Source organism: Actinobaculum sp. oral taxon 183 str. F0552, from assembly GCF_000466165.1.
Lineage (GTDB): Bacteria > Actinomycetota > Actinomycetes > Actinomycetales > Actinomycetaceae > Peptidiphaga.
In genome coordinates this window covers 66,419-79,816 of the sequence record NZ_KE951406.1, presented here as the reverse complement: position 1 = coordinate 79,816, position 13,398 = coordinate 66,419, and the positions used below count along the sequence as shown (strand labels likewise).

The 13,398-nt window shown below is 67.1% G+C and carries 12 protein-coding genes and 1 tRNA gene; 6 read left to right on the top strand and 7 right to left on the bottom strand.

The window, feature by feature from the left end; all coding sequences use genetic code 11:
• Nucleotides 1–19: 19 nt before the first annotated feature.
• The 3 genes from HMPREF0043_RS00955 to HMPREF0043_RS00945 all read right to left on the bottom strand — a co-directional run bounded on the left by HMPREF0043_RS00955 (nucleotide 20) and on the right by HMPREF0043_RS00945 (nucleotide 4,077).
• Nucleotides 20–676, bottom strand: a complete 657-nt coding sequence (locus HMPREF0043_RS00955) for a single-stranded DNA-binding protein (protein WP_021600895.1) — start codon at nucleotides 674–676, stop codon at nucleotides 20–22.
• Between the two features lie 324 nt (nucleotides 677–1,000).
• Complete coding sequence (locus tag HMPREF0043_RS00950; protein ID WP_021600893.1) at nucleotides 1,001–2,512, bottom strand: GTP-binding protein; 1,512 nt, start codon at nucleotides 2,510–2,512, stop codon at nucleotides 1,001–1,003.
• Nucleotides 2,513–2,523: 11 nt separating this feature from the next.
• Nucleotides 2,524–4,077 carry a GTPase gene (locus tag HMPREF0043_RS00945; RefSeq protein WP_021600892.1) on the bottom strand — a complete coding sequence of 518 codons (1,554 nt, stop codon included), beginning with the start codon at nucleotides 4,075–4,077 and terminating at the stop codon, nucleotides 2,524–2,526.
• 137 nt (nucleotides 4,078–4,214) lie between these two features.
• Here HMPREF0043_RS00945 and HMPREF0043_RS00940 point away from each other — a divergent pair.
• Both HMPREF0043_RS00940 and orn read left to right on the top strand, forming a co-directional pair.
• Nucleotides 4,215–4,287: transfer RNA gene (locus HMPREF0043_RS00940), tRNA-Arg, on the top strand.
• A gap of 107 nt (nucleotides 4,288–4,394) precedes the next feature.
• Nucleotides 4,395–5,042, top strand: coding sequence for an oligoribonuclease (orn, locus tag HMPREF0043_RS00935; protein ID WP_040317522.1), 648 nt, complete (start codon nucleotides 4,395–4,397; stop codon nucleotides 5,040–5,042).
• Nucleotides 5,043–5,174: 132 nt separating this feature from the next.
• On the opposite strand, the gene HMPREF0043_RS00930 is transcribed toward orn, so the two are convergent.
• The 4 genes from HMPREF0043_RS00930 to HMPREF0043_RS00915 form a co-directional block, all read right to left on the bottom strand.
• The gene (locus HMPREF0043_RS00930; RefSeq protein ID WP_051317370.1) at nucleotides 5,175–5,930 is read right to left on the bottom strand and encodes an amino acid ABC transporter ATP-binding protein; all 756 of its coding nucleotides are present in this window, start codon (nucleotides 5,928–5,930) and stop codon (nucleotides 5,175–5,177) included.
• A gap of 122 nt (nucleotides 5,931–6,052) precedes the next feature.
• On the bottom strand, nucleotides 6,053–6,730 hold the full coding sequence (locus HMPREF0043_RS00925; RefSeq protein ID WP_021600888.1) for an amino acid ABC transporter permease: 678 nt from the start codon (nucleotides 6,728–6,730) through the stop codon (nucleotides 6,053–6,055).
• On the bottom strand, nucleotides 6,711–7,370 hold the full coding sequence (locus HMPREF0043_RS00920) for an amino acid ABC transporter permease (RefSeq protein ID WP_021600887.1): 660 nt from the start codon (nucleotides 7,368–7,370) through the stop codon (nucleotides 6,711–6,713). The genes HMPREF0043_RS00925 and HMPREF0043_RS00920 overlap by 20 nt, the downstream gene beginning before the upstream one ends.
• Nucleotides 7,371–7,378: 8 nt before the next feature.
• The gene (locus HMPREF0043_RS00915) at nucleotides 7,379–8,479 is read right to left on the bottom strand and encodes a transporter substrate-binding domain-containing protein (protein WP_021600886.1); all 1,101 of its coding nucleotides are present in this window, start codon (nucleotides 8,477–8,479) and stop codon (nucleotides 7,379–7,381) included.
• Between the two features lie 485 nt (nucleotides 8,480–8,964).
• Between HMPREF0043_RS00915 and HMPREF0043_RS00910 the strand changes: the two genes are divergently transcribed.
• The 4 genes from HMPREF0043_RS00910 to HMPREF0043_RS10030 all read left to right on the top strand — a co-directional run bounded on the left by HMPREF0043_RS00910 (nucleotide 8,965) and on the right by HMPREF0043_RS10030 (nucleotide 13,388).
• Nucleotides 8,965–10,356, top strand: a complete 1,392-nt coding sequence (locus HMPREF0043_RS00910; protein WP_021600883.1) for a sugar porter family MFS transporter — start codon at nucleotides 8,965–8,967, stop codon at nucleotides 10,354–10,356.
• Nucleotides 10,356–11,348: a carbohydrate kinase family protein gene (locus HMPREF0043_RS00905; RefSeq protein ID WP_021600882.1), complete on the top strand. Its 993-nt coding sequence runs from the start codon at nucleotides 10,356–10,358 to the stop codon at nucleotides 11,346–11,348. Before HMPREF0043_RS00910 ends, HMPREF0043_RS00905 begins: the two co-directional genes overlap by 1 nt.
• 76 nt (nucleotides 11,349–11,424) lie before the next feature.
• Nucleotides 11,425–12,276, top strand: a complete 852-nt coding sequence (locus HMPREF0043_RS00900) for an SDR family oxidoreductase (RefSeq protein ID WP_021600881.1) — start codon at nucleotides 11,425–11,427, stop codon at nucleotides 12,274–12,276.
• Nucleotides 12,273–13,388: an alpha/beta fold hydrolase gene (locus HMPREF0043_RS10030; RefSeq protein ID WP_021600880.1), complete on the top strand. Its 1,116-nt coding sequence runs from the start codon at nucleotides 12,273–12,275 to the stop codon at nucleotides 13,386–13,388. Before HMPREF0043_RS00900 ends, HMPREF0043_RS10030 begins: the two co-directional genes overlap by 4 nt.
• Nucleotides 13,389–13,398 lie beyond the last annotated feature (10 nt).

Sequence of the window (13,398 nt, the reverse complement as noted above, 5' to 3'; positions counted from 1 at the left end):
CCGGCGGGGAACGGGCCGCCTAGACAACCTGCGCGAACGCGCCCGCCGGGTCGTACGGCGGCCTTCCCCCGTTCAGGGCACCGGATTCGCCGTCGTCTCCGGCGGCGCGGAGGATCTCTCCGGTCCGCGGATCCATCGCCTCCTCCGTCTGTTCTCCGGAAACGCCGTCGGCGAGGCCGGCGCCTTCCCCGAGGCCGATGCTCCTAGCGACGGCGAATGCACCCGTGACGTTCTGGGAAGCGGCCTGCGGCCCCCTCGATCCCGCGCCCGCATCCCTGCCAGATCCTCCTTCCAACGATGGCGGCGCTCCCCTGCGGGATTTCGCATAGTTGGCCGCGACCGTCGTCAGCTCCAATCCGAGCGAATCGGCGACGATCACCAGATCCGTGCGCTCGACGCGGTCGTTTCCCTCCCATCTGCGCTGGACGAGCTTGCCCCGTACGAGGACTGGGGCGCCCTTGCGGATCGTCAGAGCGACGTTCTCGCCGAGGTCTCCGTAGCAGCGGACCGAATACCACGCGGTCCGGCCGTCCTCGTACTTGCCGGTCTCGCGATTGCGCGTCCGAGCGGTGACGCCCACGCGGAGCACGGCCGTTCTGCCGCTTGCCCCGTTGGAGAAAAGCGTCGGATCCGCGCCGGCGTATCCGCGCACCGTGAGATAGGTTTCGTTCGACATCAGATGCTCCCCTCTGCTGCACCGGTAGTACACCACTAGGATCGGCGAACCGGGGGCCGCTCCGCCGCATGTCCTCGTCTCGTGTGGACAACGCGAACGCGCAGAAGTCCTGTGGACCGATGAAGAGAGCAGATGCTCGGTCGCGGGCCCTGGACCGCCCCGCGACCGCCAACCGGTACGGGGACGGACACCCGCCCAGCCCGCGTAGGCGGCGTCCGTCGAGAACGATGCTCGTCGCCGGGCGCACCGCTGGGTAAAGTCCGGCCTCAGCCAACGTGCGACGTCCCGTCGCCGACACGCAGCTGACGGGCGCGGGCCAAGAGCTCAGACTTGAAGCGACTCGCGGACCTGGCGATGCCGGGCGAGGACGATTTCGGCGGGCTCCACGAGCATCCGCTCCACGGCGGACCGGATCGCCCCGACGGCGTCGGCCTCGTAGCGTTGTGCGGCCCGGCGGCCAGCTCTGGCGTGGAGGGACCGGGCCAAGACGATACTGCCGATGGCGAGGGCTCCGCCGACGACTCCCAGGACGACGCGCGGCCCCATCGCCTCCGGAATGCCGAAGGCGGCGAGGACGACGGCCGCCACTCCTATGGCGATCCCCGTGATCATGAGCCCGATGGGGAACCACCGGTTGACGGAGGGAACGCTGACCTGCCGAACCGCTCCCCCGACTGTGCGGCGGATCCTCTCCGGGTCCGGGATCGCCTTCGTCACCGCCTCCTGCCACCGGTCGGGAAGACCCGACTTGACGTGGGCTATCCACGAGTCCCGCGTGGCCACGACCATCGAGGCGGCGGGCTGGTCCGCCGTGGCGATGGCGGTCTCACCCAGCGTGTACCCCGCCTGCCGGAGCGACTGCGCGACGGCCGGCGCACCCGTCGCCTCCACCAGCGAATTCGTGATGCGGTTGAAGACCTCGCCCTCCAGCTCCGGTTCGCGCACGCCCACGCTCGCCGAGAGCCTGCGCCGAATGCCGTCGAGTTCCGCCTGTGTGGTGGCGATGACGGACTCCGTCCCCTGGATGGCGGTTCGCAGAGCCTCCAGGACGGGATCGATGCCCGTGCGATTGAGCGCCGAGACGGGGAAGACGGGGATGCCCTTCAGACCGTCGCGCTCGAGCAGCATCTTGACGTCGTCGAGGATCTTGGGCAGCCCGCCCTCGGGAACCGTGTCGACCTGATTGACGACGACGATCATGTGGTCCCGCCGTTCGCGCATGGCCGACAGGTAGCTTTCGTGGATGAGGTGGTCGGCGTACTTCTGGGGGTCGAGGACCCATATGAGGATGTCGACGAGCGGCAGCGCCTGGTCGACGAGCACCGAATGCTTGACCTCCACGGAATCGTGGTCGGGCAGGTCGAGGAGTATGAGGGAGTCGAGGTCGTGCTTGCCCTCGGTGAGGATCGAATGGTAGTCGATGCGGCGGCTCGGATGGACCCCGATCATGTCGAGGACGGCGTCGGCGTCGGCGTTCCACACGCAGGCGCTGGCCTGCTCGGTGGTGGGTCTGAGCTCTCCGGCGTCCGCGAAGCTCAACCCCGACAGGGCGTTGAAGAGTGTGGACTTGCCCGAGCCGGTCCCCCCCGCCAGCGCTGCGACCGTCACCCCCATGCCCGCGCGGACGCGTTCCTCGGCGGAGGCGATCTCCTCCTTGGCGCGCGCCGCGAGGAAGGGGTCGAAGAAGTCCCCTCCCTGGTCGATCGCCCCCCGCAGCCTGTCGAGGCGCCGCATGACGCCGTTGATAGCCGAGGACCTCTCCTCGAAAGTCATCGTCCGGTATGCCGCCGTCTGCCCGGGGCCGTACGCGGTCCCCGTCTGATTCCCCTCAGACATTCCTGTCCTCCTCACACGCGATCGAGGTACTCACTGGCCCGAAGTCGCAACTGTCGCCCGTTGCCGATCGCTATTTCGTCTAGCACCGAAGTGTATGCTCGAACGACGCGAGCCATGGCGTGCTCAAGCCGGGTGGCCAGTTTCTCACGCGCGGGCCTCAGCGAGCCACTCAGTCTCAGAATGCCCAGCGCGTGCTCGGCCCCCGCGACTCCGCCGGCCGCGCTGCCCAGGATCGAGGCGAGGCCGTCGGTGGTGAACCACGGATTGTCGCCGGCGGCCGACGCCTCGGCGTACAGGTCCGCCTTCCACCCCGTCAGGGCTTCCTCGATGATGCCGTCGGCGTCGACGCGACGCGCCCCGGCGGCGCGGTAGTCGGAGGTGTCGACGATGTCCTCGCGCCACGTCTTCTCGATCGCGGCCTGGACGGTGATGACGGCCTGGTCGATGCCGACGCGCACGGCGTTGAGGATGCCGTCGAACACGGAGCCCGCCGCCTCGTCGCGGTGCGTCTTCCTGCGGGTCTCGCCGACGCCCGGCCGCTCGCCGGTGACGAGCCCGGCGAGCGCACCTCCCGTCGAGGCGAAGGACAGCCACGAAGTCGTGGGAGCCCCTTGTCCGTAGCGTCCCATTCTGGCGTTGACCGTGATCCTCTGAGTCGCGTCGGCCGCGGCGGCCTGAGCTCGCTCACCCAGGTCCTGCACGGAATCGGCCTGCATCTCAACCGCCTCGGCGAGTTCGAGCAGCTGCCGGCGCAGATCGGGGAGCATGGCCTGGCTCGTCCGCTCGATGAGCGCCTCGCCGACGTGGGTCGTGGAGATGACGTTGAGCCAGTCCCAGATCTCCTTGACGGCCGTGTCCGGGAGCATCGCATCGTGGGGTCCGGCGTCGGGGACGATGAGCAGCGGGTTCTCCCCCATGCCGGCTTCGAACATGCGGTTCATGAGGTCGCGGCGCACGGGACGCAGTGCGCGGCGCGGCACGCGGTTGAGAACGACCGCGGCGCTCATGCCGCGTGTATGCGCGTCGACGAGCGTCTGCCAAGCGCTCGCGTCTCCGTACCGGGAGGCAGTCGTCACGAAGAGCCACAGGTCGGCGGCGTCCAGGAGGCGACGCGAGAGCTCCCGATTGTTGCCGTCGACCGAGTCCAGGTCGGGCGCGTCCACGAGGATGAGGCCGGGTATGGCGTTCTCCACCACTTCCAGGCGCCCCATGTCGACGATCGCGTGCCCTTCCAGCGATTCGGCGTCCTCGGAGTTGACGGCGATGACGGGTATCCGGGTCGTGGGCCGGATGACCGACGCGGGCGAGATGTCCTTGCCCAGGAGGGAGTTGAAGATCGTGGACTTGCCCGCACCCGACGACCCGCCGAACACCACGACCGTGGGCAGGCCGTCCCTGCGCAGATGGGGCAGGATGCGCGTGGCCAGTTGCGTGCGCAGACGACGGCGCGACTCGTTGAGTTGCACCGAACCGGGGAGCTTGAGCGGCAGGCGCGCATTATCGAGGGCGGAGATCGTCCGTGCGACGAGGTCTGCCAGATCACGATGGATATGCGGGGTAGTCACGTCCCCATTGTCCGCTACAATCGGGCGGGTTGCACGTTTCCCTCCGGAGGTCCGCCGTCGGTTCGCCGCGTCTCCGGCCCGAGCGCGGCGGTCCGGCATGCGCATCGGCTCCGCCTCCGGTAGATTTGGGGTGATGCGCCCCCATAGCTCAATGGATAGAGCGACGGACTTCTAATCCGCAGGTTTCCGGTTCGAGTCCGGATGGGGGTACCGAGAATGCGAAATGTGCGGGGAATCCGCTGATAGGCCAACCCGTTCCGTCTCGGCGCCGCCGCGGCTACGTACACGTAAGTTCTTTGCTACGTTAGACTGCCCCTGTGAGCTACCGCGTCGTGAACAATCCCATTGTCTGGATCGACTGTGAAATGACGGGCCTGGACACAGCCGTCGACGAGCTGGTCGAGGTCGCCGTCGTAGTGACGGATTCGGACCTCAGGCCGGCCGACGAGGGGATCGACGTCCTCATACGCCCGAGTCAGGCCGCGGTGGCGCACATGAACGAGTTCGTCCGCACGATGCACACGAACTCGGGGCTCATAGAGGAATGGGAGAACGGCTTGGACCTTCAGGAGGCGGCCGCCCGAGTCCTCGCCTACATCGTCAGGCACGTCCGCGAACCTGGGAAGGCGCCGCTGGGCGGGAACTCGATCTGCACGGACAAGGCCTTCCTGGAACGGTATATGCCGGAGGTCATCGGGCACCTCCACTACCGGGTCGTCGACGTCTCCTCCTTGAAGGAACTCGCCAAGCGCTGGTATCCGCGCACCTACTTCGCCTCGCCGAAGAAGACGGGGAACCATCGGGCGCTCGGGGATATCTACGATTCGATCGACGAACTGCGCTACTACCGCGCCGTCCTGATGCCCTCGGGAGAGGGGCCCTCCACGGAGACCTGCCGAGTCGCGGCGACACGGGCGGCGGGGACGACCGCCAGGCTGTCCGCGCCGCGCCCGCCGAGGCGGTGAGCTCCTGACGCGCGAAGGCCTTCATCGCCGGCCTCTGCTCTGCGAGGCCCTCGCGGTCCGCCCGGTTCGGTCGACCGGGCCGCGGCGTCACCGACTCCGCCCCGCGTTCGGTCGACCGGAGCCCGGCCGCGGTCACCGGTCGAAGGTGAAGGTGTTGAGGAACTGCCGGGCCCTCTCGGAGCTCGGACGGTCGAAGAAGTCCGCCGGGGAGGCGGTTTCGACCACTCTTCCGGCGTCCATGAAGACCACACGGTCGGCGATCGCCCGTGCGAAGCTCATCTCGTGGGTGACGATGACCATCGTCATGCCGTCTGCGGCGAGTTCGAGGACGACGTCGAGCACTTCGCGGACCATCTCCGGGTCGAGAGAAGCGGTGATCTCGTCGAGGAGGAGCAGTTCGGGGTTCATCATGAGGGCCCGCACGATGGCCACACGCTGCTTCTGCCCACCCGACAGCTGCCGGGGATAGGCCCTGGCCCGTTCGAGCAGTCCGACCCTGTACAGGAGCTCGCCCGCCCGTCTGGCAGCCGTTCCGCGCGGGACTCCCTGGACCTTGACCGGCCCGAGCAGGAGATTGTCGAGGACGTCGAGGTGGGCGAAGAGCTCGTAGCTCTGGAACACCATTCCTATGCGCTGCCGGACGACATGCCAGGGCATGTCGTCGCTCGGGATCTCCTCGCCCTCGAAGGAGATGGATCCCTCCTGGATCCCCTCCAGGCCGTTGAGACAGCGCAGCAGTGTGGACTTGCCGCAGCCTGAGGGGCCGACGACGACCACCACCTCGCCCCGCTCGACGTCCAGGGAAACGCCGTTCAAGGCGATGACCTGGCCGTCGTAGACCTTGACGATGTCGCGAGCGTACAGGATGACGTCCCGCCGGCCGGACACGGCCTCCCGCTCTGCGGGGGCCTCCGCTCCGGAGGCCTGCCCGGCGGCGTTCCGATCGGGGCCGTGCGGCCTCGGTGGAATCCTCTCACCGGCGGGACGGGACGGCTCGCTGAGGGGATCGCTCAACTCTGCCACTTCCTCTCTAAGCGCTTGGACAACAGGGAAATGAGATAGCAGATCGCGAAGTACATGAGGAATATGACGGCGTACACCCACAGTGCGGCCGTCGGATGGGCGAAGCGATTGGCGTCGATGATCTGCTGGCCGGTCTTGAGAACCTCGACGACCCCGATCAGGACGACGAGCGTGGTGGTCTGGATCATGCGGTTCGCCAGGTTGATGGTCACGGGCAGGAGCCTGCGGATCGTCTGAGGGAGGACGACGTACCGGTAGACCTGCGCGGAGGTCATGCCCAGGGCCAGGCCGCTGTAGACCTGGTGGGAGGGCGTGGAGCGGATGGCGCCGCGCACCAGATCGCCCATCTCGGCGGTACCCCACACGGAGAAGACGATGACGGCGGCCGTCCTGCCTCCCAGGTTGACCCCCGCCTGGGAGGCCAGGCTGAAGTACACGACGAAGAGCAGCACCAGCTGGGGCACGACCCGCACGAACTCGAGGTAGAGGCGGGTGCAGGCGCGCACGAACCGGTTGCGCGACGTCATGACGATTCCCAGGAGGACGCCCAGGACGACGGAGATCGCCATGGCCGCCAGCGCGATCGACGCGGTCACCCACAGGCCCTCGAGCAGGCGGAGGAAGTTGCGCCCCTCGAACAGGACCTCAATGCCCGAATTCCGCATGGCGGATCCTCCTTTCCAATCGCGATCCGAGGAGGGAGACCGGCAGGACGACGAGCAGGTAGAAGAACACGAGCAGGAAGAGGGCCTCCGACGTGTTGTACTCGTTGCCGATCAGCTCCTTCGCGACGAACACGAGGTCGGCCAGGGCAACGACGGAGACGACCGACGTCTCCTTGATGAGGAAGATGACGTTGGCGACGAGCGCCGGGAAGCACGCGGACACGGCCTGCGGGACGACGACGTGGCGCATCGCCGCGCCGGGCCTCATCCCCAGCGAGACGGCCGACTCCCATTGGATGCGGTCGACGGACTCCAGGCCCGAGCGGAAGGCCTCGGCCATGTACCCCCCGCCGATGAAGGCCAGCCCGATCACGGCGCTGGCCAGCTGGGAGAGCCGGATCTCGACCTTGGGCAGGCCGTAGTAGATGAAGAAGAGGAGGACGATGAGGGGGGTGTTGCGCGCGAGCTGCACGTAGCCTCCCGCGAGTCGGCCGACTGCCGGCACCCGCGCGTAGCGGACCGAGGCGCACAGGAGCCCGATCGCGATGGCGAGCAGGATGCCCAGCGCCGAGACCTCGACGGTGACGAGCACCGCCCGACCGTAGACGGGCAGATAGCGCCCGATGACCTGTGGATCCATGCCCGCCCCTAGAGTGCGCCGCCCTCGACGACGAGTTCCTCGGGCTTGGCCGCCTTGCCGTAGACCGGTTTGAGGGTCCGCTCGTAGTCCTTGTGGAAGAACTTCTCCTCGCCGAGCTGGACGAGCTCCTCGTTCAGCCAGCTGAGGAGCTCGACGTTGCCCTTCTGAACCGCGCCCGCTATGGAGTCGACGGGGCCGAGCTGGGTGATGCCGGTGACGAACCGGTCCTCGTTCTTCAGTGAGAAGGCCATCGCCTCGGTGTTGTCGGTGACCCACACGTCTCCCCGACCGTCGATGAGCGCGTTGGTCGCCTCGGTGTACTGCTCGAATTTGGTGATCTTCCAGTCGGGGTGCTTGGCCTGGATGTAGGCGTCGGCGGTCGTGCCCTTGACGACGATGACCCTCTTGCCTGCGAGCTGGGACTCCCGGGTGACCGCCTTCCCCTTCGGGCTGACCGCGCCGAGGGAGACCTTCATGTACGGCTTGGCGAAGTCCACTTTCTGCGCCCGTTCGGGGGTCACCGTGAAATTGGCGAGGATGACGTCGACCTTCCCCGAGGTCAAAAACTCCACCCGAGAGGCGGCCTCCACCGGCACGAATCGGATCTTGACCTTGAGGTCCTCGGCGATCCGCTTGGCGTAGACGATGTCGTATCCCTCGTACTGTCCGTCTTGGCCGACCGAGCCGAACGGCTTTTTGTCGGAGAAGACCCCGACGCGGATGGTCCCGCTCTTCGCGATCTCGGCGGGGGTGCGCGCACCGACGGAGTCGATGGGCGCACCCCTCGATCCCGCGCCGGCAGACGACGCCTGACTCGGCGAGCCGGAGTCCCCGAGAAGGGCGCGGACTGCGAGGAAGGCGAGGACGAAGGCGGCGGCGACCGCGACGACGCCGAGGGCCCCGCGCCCCTTTCGCCTGGACGTCGCCTCCGCGACGAGTTCGTCGATGGCCCTGCGGGCCTCGTCCGGCAGGTCTGCCTCCGCGTCCGAGCCGGCCGAGGGCCCTCCGGCCCTTTCGGAGCCGCCGACGCCCCTCGTCGCCTCGGCGTCCTTCTCCTGCTCGTCGGCGCTCTCTCCGTCGACGAGCCGATCGTCGGGAGTCGTGGACATGTGCTGTTCCTCTTCTCGTCTTCTTCTCTTGCCGTTCGATGGACACGGCCTGGGGTACGGCGCAGCGCAGGGAGGTCCGCGAAAATGGAGAACGACGTCCGATCGCCGCGCATTCGGGAGTCCGCCTCAGGCGAACGCCGATGCCCACCGGGAATGCTCGACCGGTCTAGCGACAGCACGCGCCGCCCGCGAAGAGCGGACGCATTCGGGACATCGCACGGGAGGTCATGGGGGCGACTGTAACACCGCGCAGGACGCGCGCATCCGGCGTCTCAGGGATTGGAACGCCCCGGTTTCGCCCGCCGAAGCGTCTTCGGAGGAGGCTGGGTTCCCCGAGCCCAGCGCCCACAATGTGAAAACGGCTGGTTTCCCCCGCTCGAGCCACTAGAGTGTCACTTACGTGCCCTGCGCCACGCAGCACCGGCCGGCCACGGAGTCCACGGTCCGGCCCAGCATTGAACAATCCCCCCTCGAGAGGAGTCTCGATGTCGAGCATTCCCGCATCTTCTCAACGTTCGCGCATCACGCCGCTCGTCATTCGCAGCGCGGTCGTCGCCGCGATCGGCGGCCTGATCTTCGGATTCGACACCGCTGTCATCTCCGGCGCCACCGACACCCTGAAGGACGTCTTCCACCTCAGCGAATTCGGCAAGGGCTTCTTGGTCGCCATCGCGACGATCGGAACGATCTTCGGCGCGATCATCGGCGGTCGGCTCGCGGACGTCTACGGCCGCCGTAAGGTCCTCTTCGCGATCGGCATACTCTACGTCCTGGGTTCCCTGGGCACGGCGTTCGCCCCCACTCATCTCTTCCTCCTCGTCTTCCGCATGATCGGAGGCATCGGAGTGGGCATGTCCAGCGTATGCGCGCCGATCTACACCGCGGAGATAGCCCCCGCGGCGGTTCGGGGCCGCCTGGTCGGCCTCGTCCAGTTCAACATCGTCCTGGGCATCCTTCTGGCGTATCTGAGCAACTTCATCATCCGCATCACGCTCGGAGGCCACGAATGGCGGTGGATGCTCGGCGTCATGGTCATCCCCTCGGCGGTCTTCCTCCTCTTGCTGTTCACCGTCCCCGAGACGCCTCGCTGGCTCATGGCGCACGGCAAGCCCGACGAAGCCGTCGGGATAAGCCGCCAACTCTGCTCGACCGAGGAGGAGTCCAAGTCTCAGATCGCCGAGATCAAGGCGCAGATAGCCGCGGATTCGCAGTCCCGGGCGTCCCTGGTCGAATTCTTCTCGAAGCGCTATCGCAAGGTCATCCTCCTGGCGTTCGCCATCGCCGCATTCAACCAGCTCTCCGGCATCAACGCGATCCTCTACTACGCCCCCGAGGTGATGAAGCAGGCCGGGGCGTCGGGGAACGCCGCCTCGCTGATGAGCGTGGCGGTCGGCTTCATGAACCTCATCGCCACCATGACCGCTCTGACGGTCATCGACAAGATCGGGCGCCGCTCGCTCATGATCGTCGGCTCGATCGGGTATCTCGTCAGCCTGGGGTTCATCTCCGGAGTCATGTTCAAGTACGAGGGCCACTTCGACAGCACCTCGTCGGTTCTCGTGCTCGTCGGCCTTCTCGTGTTCATCGCAGCGCACGCGTTCGGCCAGGGGTCGGTCATCTGGGTCTTCATCTCCGAGATCTTCCCCAACAAGGTGCGCGGCCTCGGCCAGTCTCTGGGAAGCCTGACCCACTGGTCGTTCGCCGCCTTGACGACTTACGCCTTCCCGCCGCTGATCGACGCCTGGGGCGGCGGAACCGCCTTCAGCTTCTTCTTCGTCTGCATGTGCGGACAGCTGTTCTGGGTCCTGAAGATCATGCCTGAAACGAAGGGAATCCCACTCGAAGACATGGAAGCCAAGCTAGGATTGGATAAGTAATGACGGCCACACCTGAGGAGACGCCCATGGAATTGGCGAGCACCCCACCCGTTCTCTGTCTCGGCGAAGCCCTGATCGACGTCGTGCTCCGGGAGGGGGAGGAACCCCAAGAACACGTCGGAGGCAGTCCGCTCAACGTGGCCTGCGTGCTCACCGAGCTGGAACGCCCCGCCCTCATCGGCGCCTGGTGGGGAAGGGATCGCCACGGGCGGATGATCGAAGAGTTCGCCGAGGAGCACAGCGTCGGCATCGTCTCCGGCAGCGAAGGCGCCGACCGCACGTCCCTCGCCTATGCCAAGCTCGACGAGATGGGCCGGGCGGAGTACGAATTCGACCTCCTGTGGGAGGTTCCAGAGCTTCCTCCGGCGTCCTCGCTGGCGCATCTGCACACCGGCAGCCTGGCCGCCACCCTGGAGCCGGGAGGCACGGACGTGCTTCGCGCGGTCAAGGCGATGGCCATTCTCGGCACGGTGTCCTACGATCCCAATGCCCGGCCCGCCATCATGGGGTCGCCGGAGGAGGTCCTCCCCCGCATCGAGGAGCTCGTCTCGCTGGCCGACGTCGTCAAGGCGAGCGACGAGGACATCGCCTGGCTCTTCGGCGAGGACACCCCGGTCGAGGAGGTCATGAGGCGGTGGTCGGCCCAAGGGCCCGGCTTGGTCGTGGTCACACGGGGGCCGTGGGGCGCCTATGCGAGGCTGTCGGCAGAACGCGACATGCTCGTGATCGACCCGCTCAACGTGGAAGTCACCGACACCGTCGGCGCAGGCGACTCCTTCATGGGGGGCCTTCTCTCGGGCCTTCTGGACGCCGGGCTGCTCGGCAGCGCGGACGCGAAGAAACGGCTGCGGGAGGCGACGTGGAACGACGTCCGCACCGCCCTCCACCGCGCGACCATCACATCGGGTCTGACGGTGAGCCACGCGGGCGCCTACGCGCCTTCCCTGCAAGAAGTCAATGAGGTATTGATAGCCGATCCGCGTCTGGCGTAAATCCGTCGATCACGGCACCTCGATCTTCGGCTCCGCATGTACGATTCATGCGGAGCCGAAGCATTCAAGGAGTATCATGGAAGATAACGCCCCGATCATTGGAATCACCGGCGCAACCGGAAACATCGGTAGGATGGTTGCCTCCCTCCTGTCCGATACGGGCGGGCTGCGCCTTCTCGTCCGCACCCCGGCCAAACTCGATCCGGAGCTCGCCGACGTCGCGCAAGTTCGAGCCACGCAGTACGCGGACGATCCGTCAACCGTCGAAGCCCTGGAGGGCGTCGACGTCCTCTTCATGGTGTCGGCCACAGAATCGCCCGATCGCGTCGAAGTGCACCGGGCGTTCGTGGACGCCGCGAAGAAGGCCGGCGTCGAACACATCGTCTACACGTCCTTCCTCGAGGCCTCCCCCGACGCGGTGTTCACCTACGCCCGCGATCACTGGCACACCGAAGAGCACATCAAGGCATCCGGGATGGACTGGACCTTCCTCCGCGATTCCTTCTACCTGGAATTCTTCGCCGAGCTCGGCGATTCGGGGGAGATCCGCGGCCCCGCCGCCGGGGGGCGATGCGCGGCCATCGCGAGAACGGACGTGGCAAGGTCGGCCGCAGCGGTTCTCGCCGATCCCGCAGCCCATGCCTCCCAGACGTACAACCTCACGGGCCCCGAGGCCTTGACGATGAACGACTTCGCGCGGGTCTACGAGGAGGAGACCGGCCGGAAGGTCCGGTACGTCGACGAAACCGTCGAAGAAGCGTACGAATCGCGCGCTTCGTACGGCGCCCCCGAATGGGAGATCGACGCCTGGGTCAGCACTTACACGGCGATCGCCGCCGGCGAGCTCGACATCCTCTCCGATTCCGTGGAATTCCTCACGGGACGCAAACCCGTGGATTTCCATGACCTCTTAGTCGGACGCAGATGATGACGACCGGTCCGCGTACCGACGAAGGCTTTCGCGCCGTCCGAACGGACGGCGGCTTCGACGGCACCGGCCCCTCCGAGCGCCGTAAGCGTGTGGACATACGTCGTTTCGCCTCTCTCCGGCTGCGCCGTTCGAGATCCGAAACGCCTGACGGCGGACACGCCGGGAAGCGCCCCCTGCCCCTGCGGATCCTCCGAGGGCTGGCGGGCTTCGCGGCGGCCGTCACCGTCGCGAGCCTCCTGGGCAATGCGGCGACGACGCCCGACGAGCGCCTCGAGCCGGAGTCGGGGAAGACGGTGCGCGTCGGCGATGCGAACGTCCATTACGAGACATGGGGAACGTCGGGCTCTCCCGTCGTCCTCCTGCCCGGCTTCGCCGAGACCACGGTGGCCTTCTCGACGACGGCTCCCCGTCTGGCGGCCAAAGGCCATGTCGTCTACGCGCTTGACTTGTCGAGTGTGGGATACACCCGAGGCGGACGCCCCGCCGACCTGGCCGATCAGACGCGGCTCGTGCACGACTGGGCGGCCAAGCTCGGCATCGAGAAACCCATCGTCGTAGGGCATTCGATGGGAGCGGCCGTGGCCGGCAACCTCGGACTCGTCTACCCGGATTCCGTCGGGGGCGTCATCTTCGCCGGCGGCGACGCGCTCAACATGGACTTCGGCGACGGCCTGCCGCAATGGCTCGCCACTTCGACGTGGATGCGCAGCTTCTACCGCATCGCGACGCGGTGGACGTGGATCGACCAGCGTTTCCTCGCCAAGTCCTGCGGCTCGGACTGCACGGCGTTCGACGGGAAGGCGGGAGCCGAGCTCACTCGCAAATGGATGCGGCCCTTAACGGAGGGTCGGACCGAGGAGGAGATGACCAGACTCATCCACGACCCGTGGATCTTGCATTTGACGGCGGCCCAGATCCGGAGCATCAAGGTGCCGAAGGGGATCATCTGGGGCGAGGAGGACTCCGCCGAGGGGCTGCGGAATTCCCGCACGAACCTGGGCAACCCGCCGGAGCGGATCATCCGGGGCGCCGGGCACCAGATGATGATGGCCGCCCCCGAGCGCTTCGCCGCGTCCGTTCACGAGCTCTCGGCCGCGATGTGCCGGTGACTCCGAGCCA

What these genes read in the sequence shown, in the direction of transcription:
- HMPREF0043_RS00955 (WP_021600895.1), bottom strand. Translation starts at nt 676, where the DNA reads ATGTCGAACGAAACCTATCTCACGGTGCGCGGATACGCCGGCGCGGAT.
- HMPREF0043_RS00950 (WP_021600893.1), bottom strand. Translation starts at nt 2,512, where the DNA reads ATGTCTGAGGGGAATCAGACGGGGACCGCGTACGGCCCCGGGCAGACG.
- HMPREF0043_RS00925 (WP_021600888.1), bottom strand. Translation starts at nt 6,730, where the DNA reads ATGCGGAATTCGGGCATTGAGGTCCTGTTCGAGGGGCGCAACTTCCTC.
- HMPREF0043_RS00920 (WP_021600887.1), bottom strand. Translation starts at nt 7,370, where the DNA reads ATGGATCCACAGGTCATCGGGCGCTATCTGCCCGTCTACGGTCGGGCG.
- HMPREF0043_RS00915 (WP_021600886.1), bottom strand. Translation starts at nt 8,479, where the DNA reads ATGTCCACGACTCCCGACGATCGGCTCGTCGACGGAGAGAGCGCCGAC.
- HMPREF0043_RS00910 (WP_021600883.1), top strand. Translation starts at nt 8,965, where the DNA reads ATGTCGAGCATTCCCGCATCTTCTCAACGTTCGCGCATCACGCCGCTC.
- HMPREF0043_RS00905 (WP_021600882.1), top strand. Translation starts at nt 10,356, where the DNA reads ATGACGGCCACACCTGAGGAGACGCCCATGGAATTGGCGAGCACCCCA.
- HMPREF0043_RS00900 (WP_021600881.1), top strand. Translation starts at nt 11,425, where the DNA reads ATGGAAGATAACGCCCCGATCATTGGAATCACCGGCGCAACCGGAAAC.
- HMPREF0043_RS10030 (WP_021600880.1), top strand. Translation starts at nt 12,273, where the DNA reads ATGATGACGACCGGTCCGCGTACCGACGAAGGCTTTCGCGCCGTCCGA.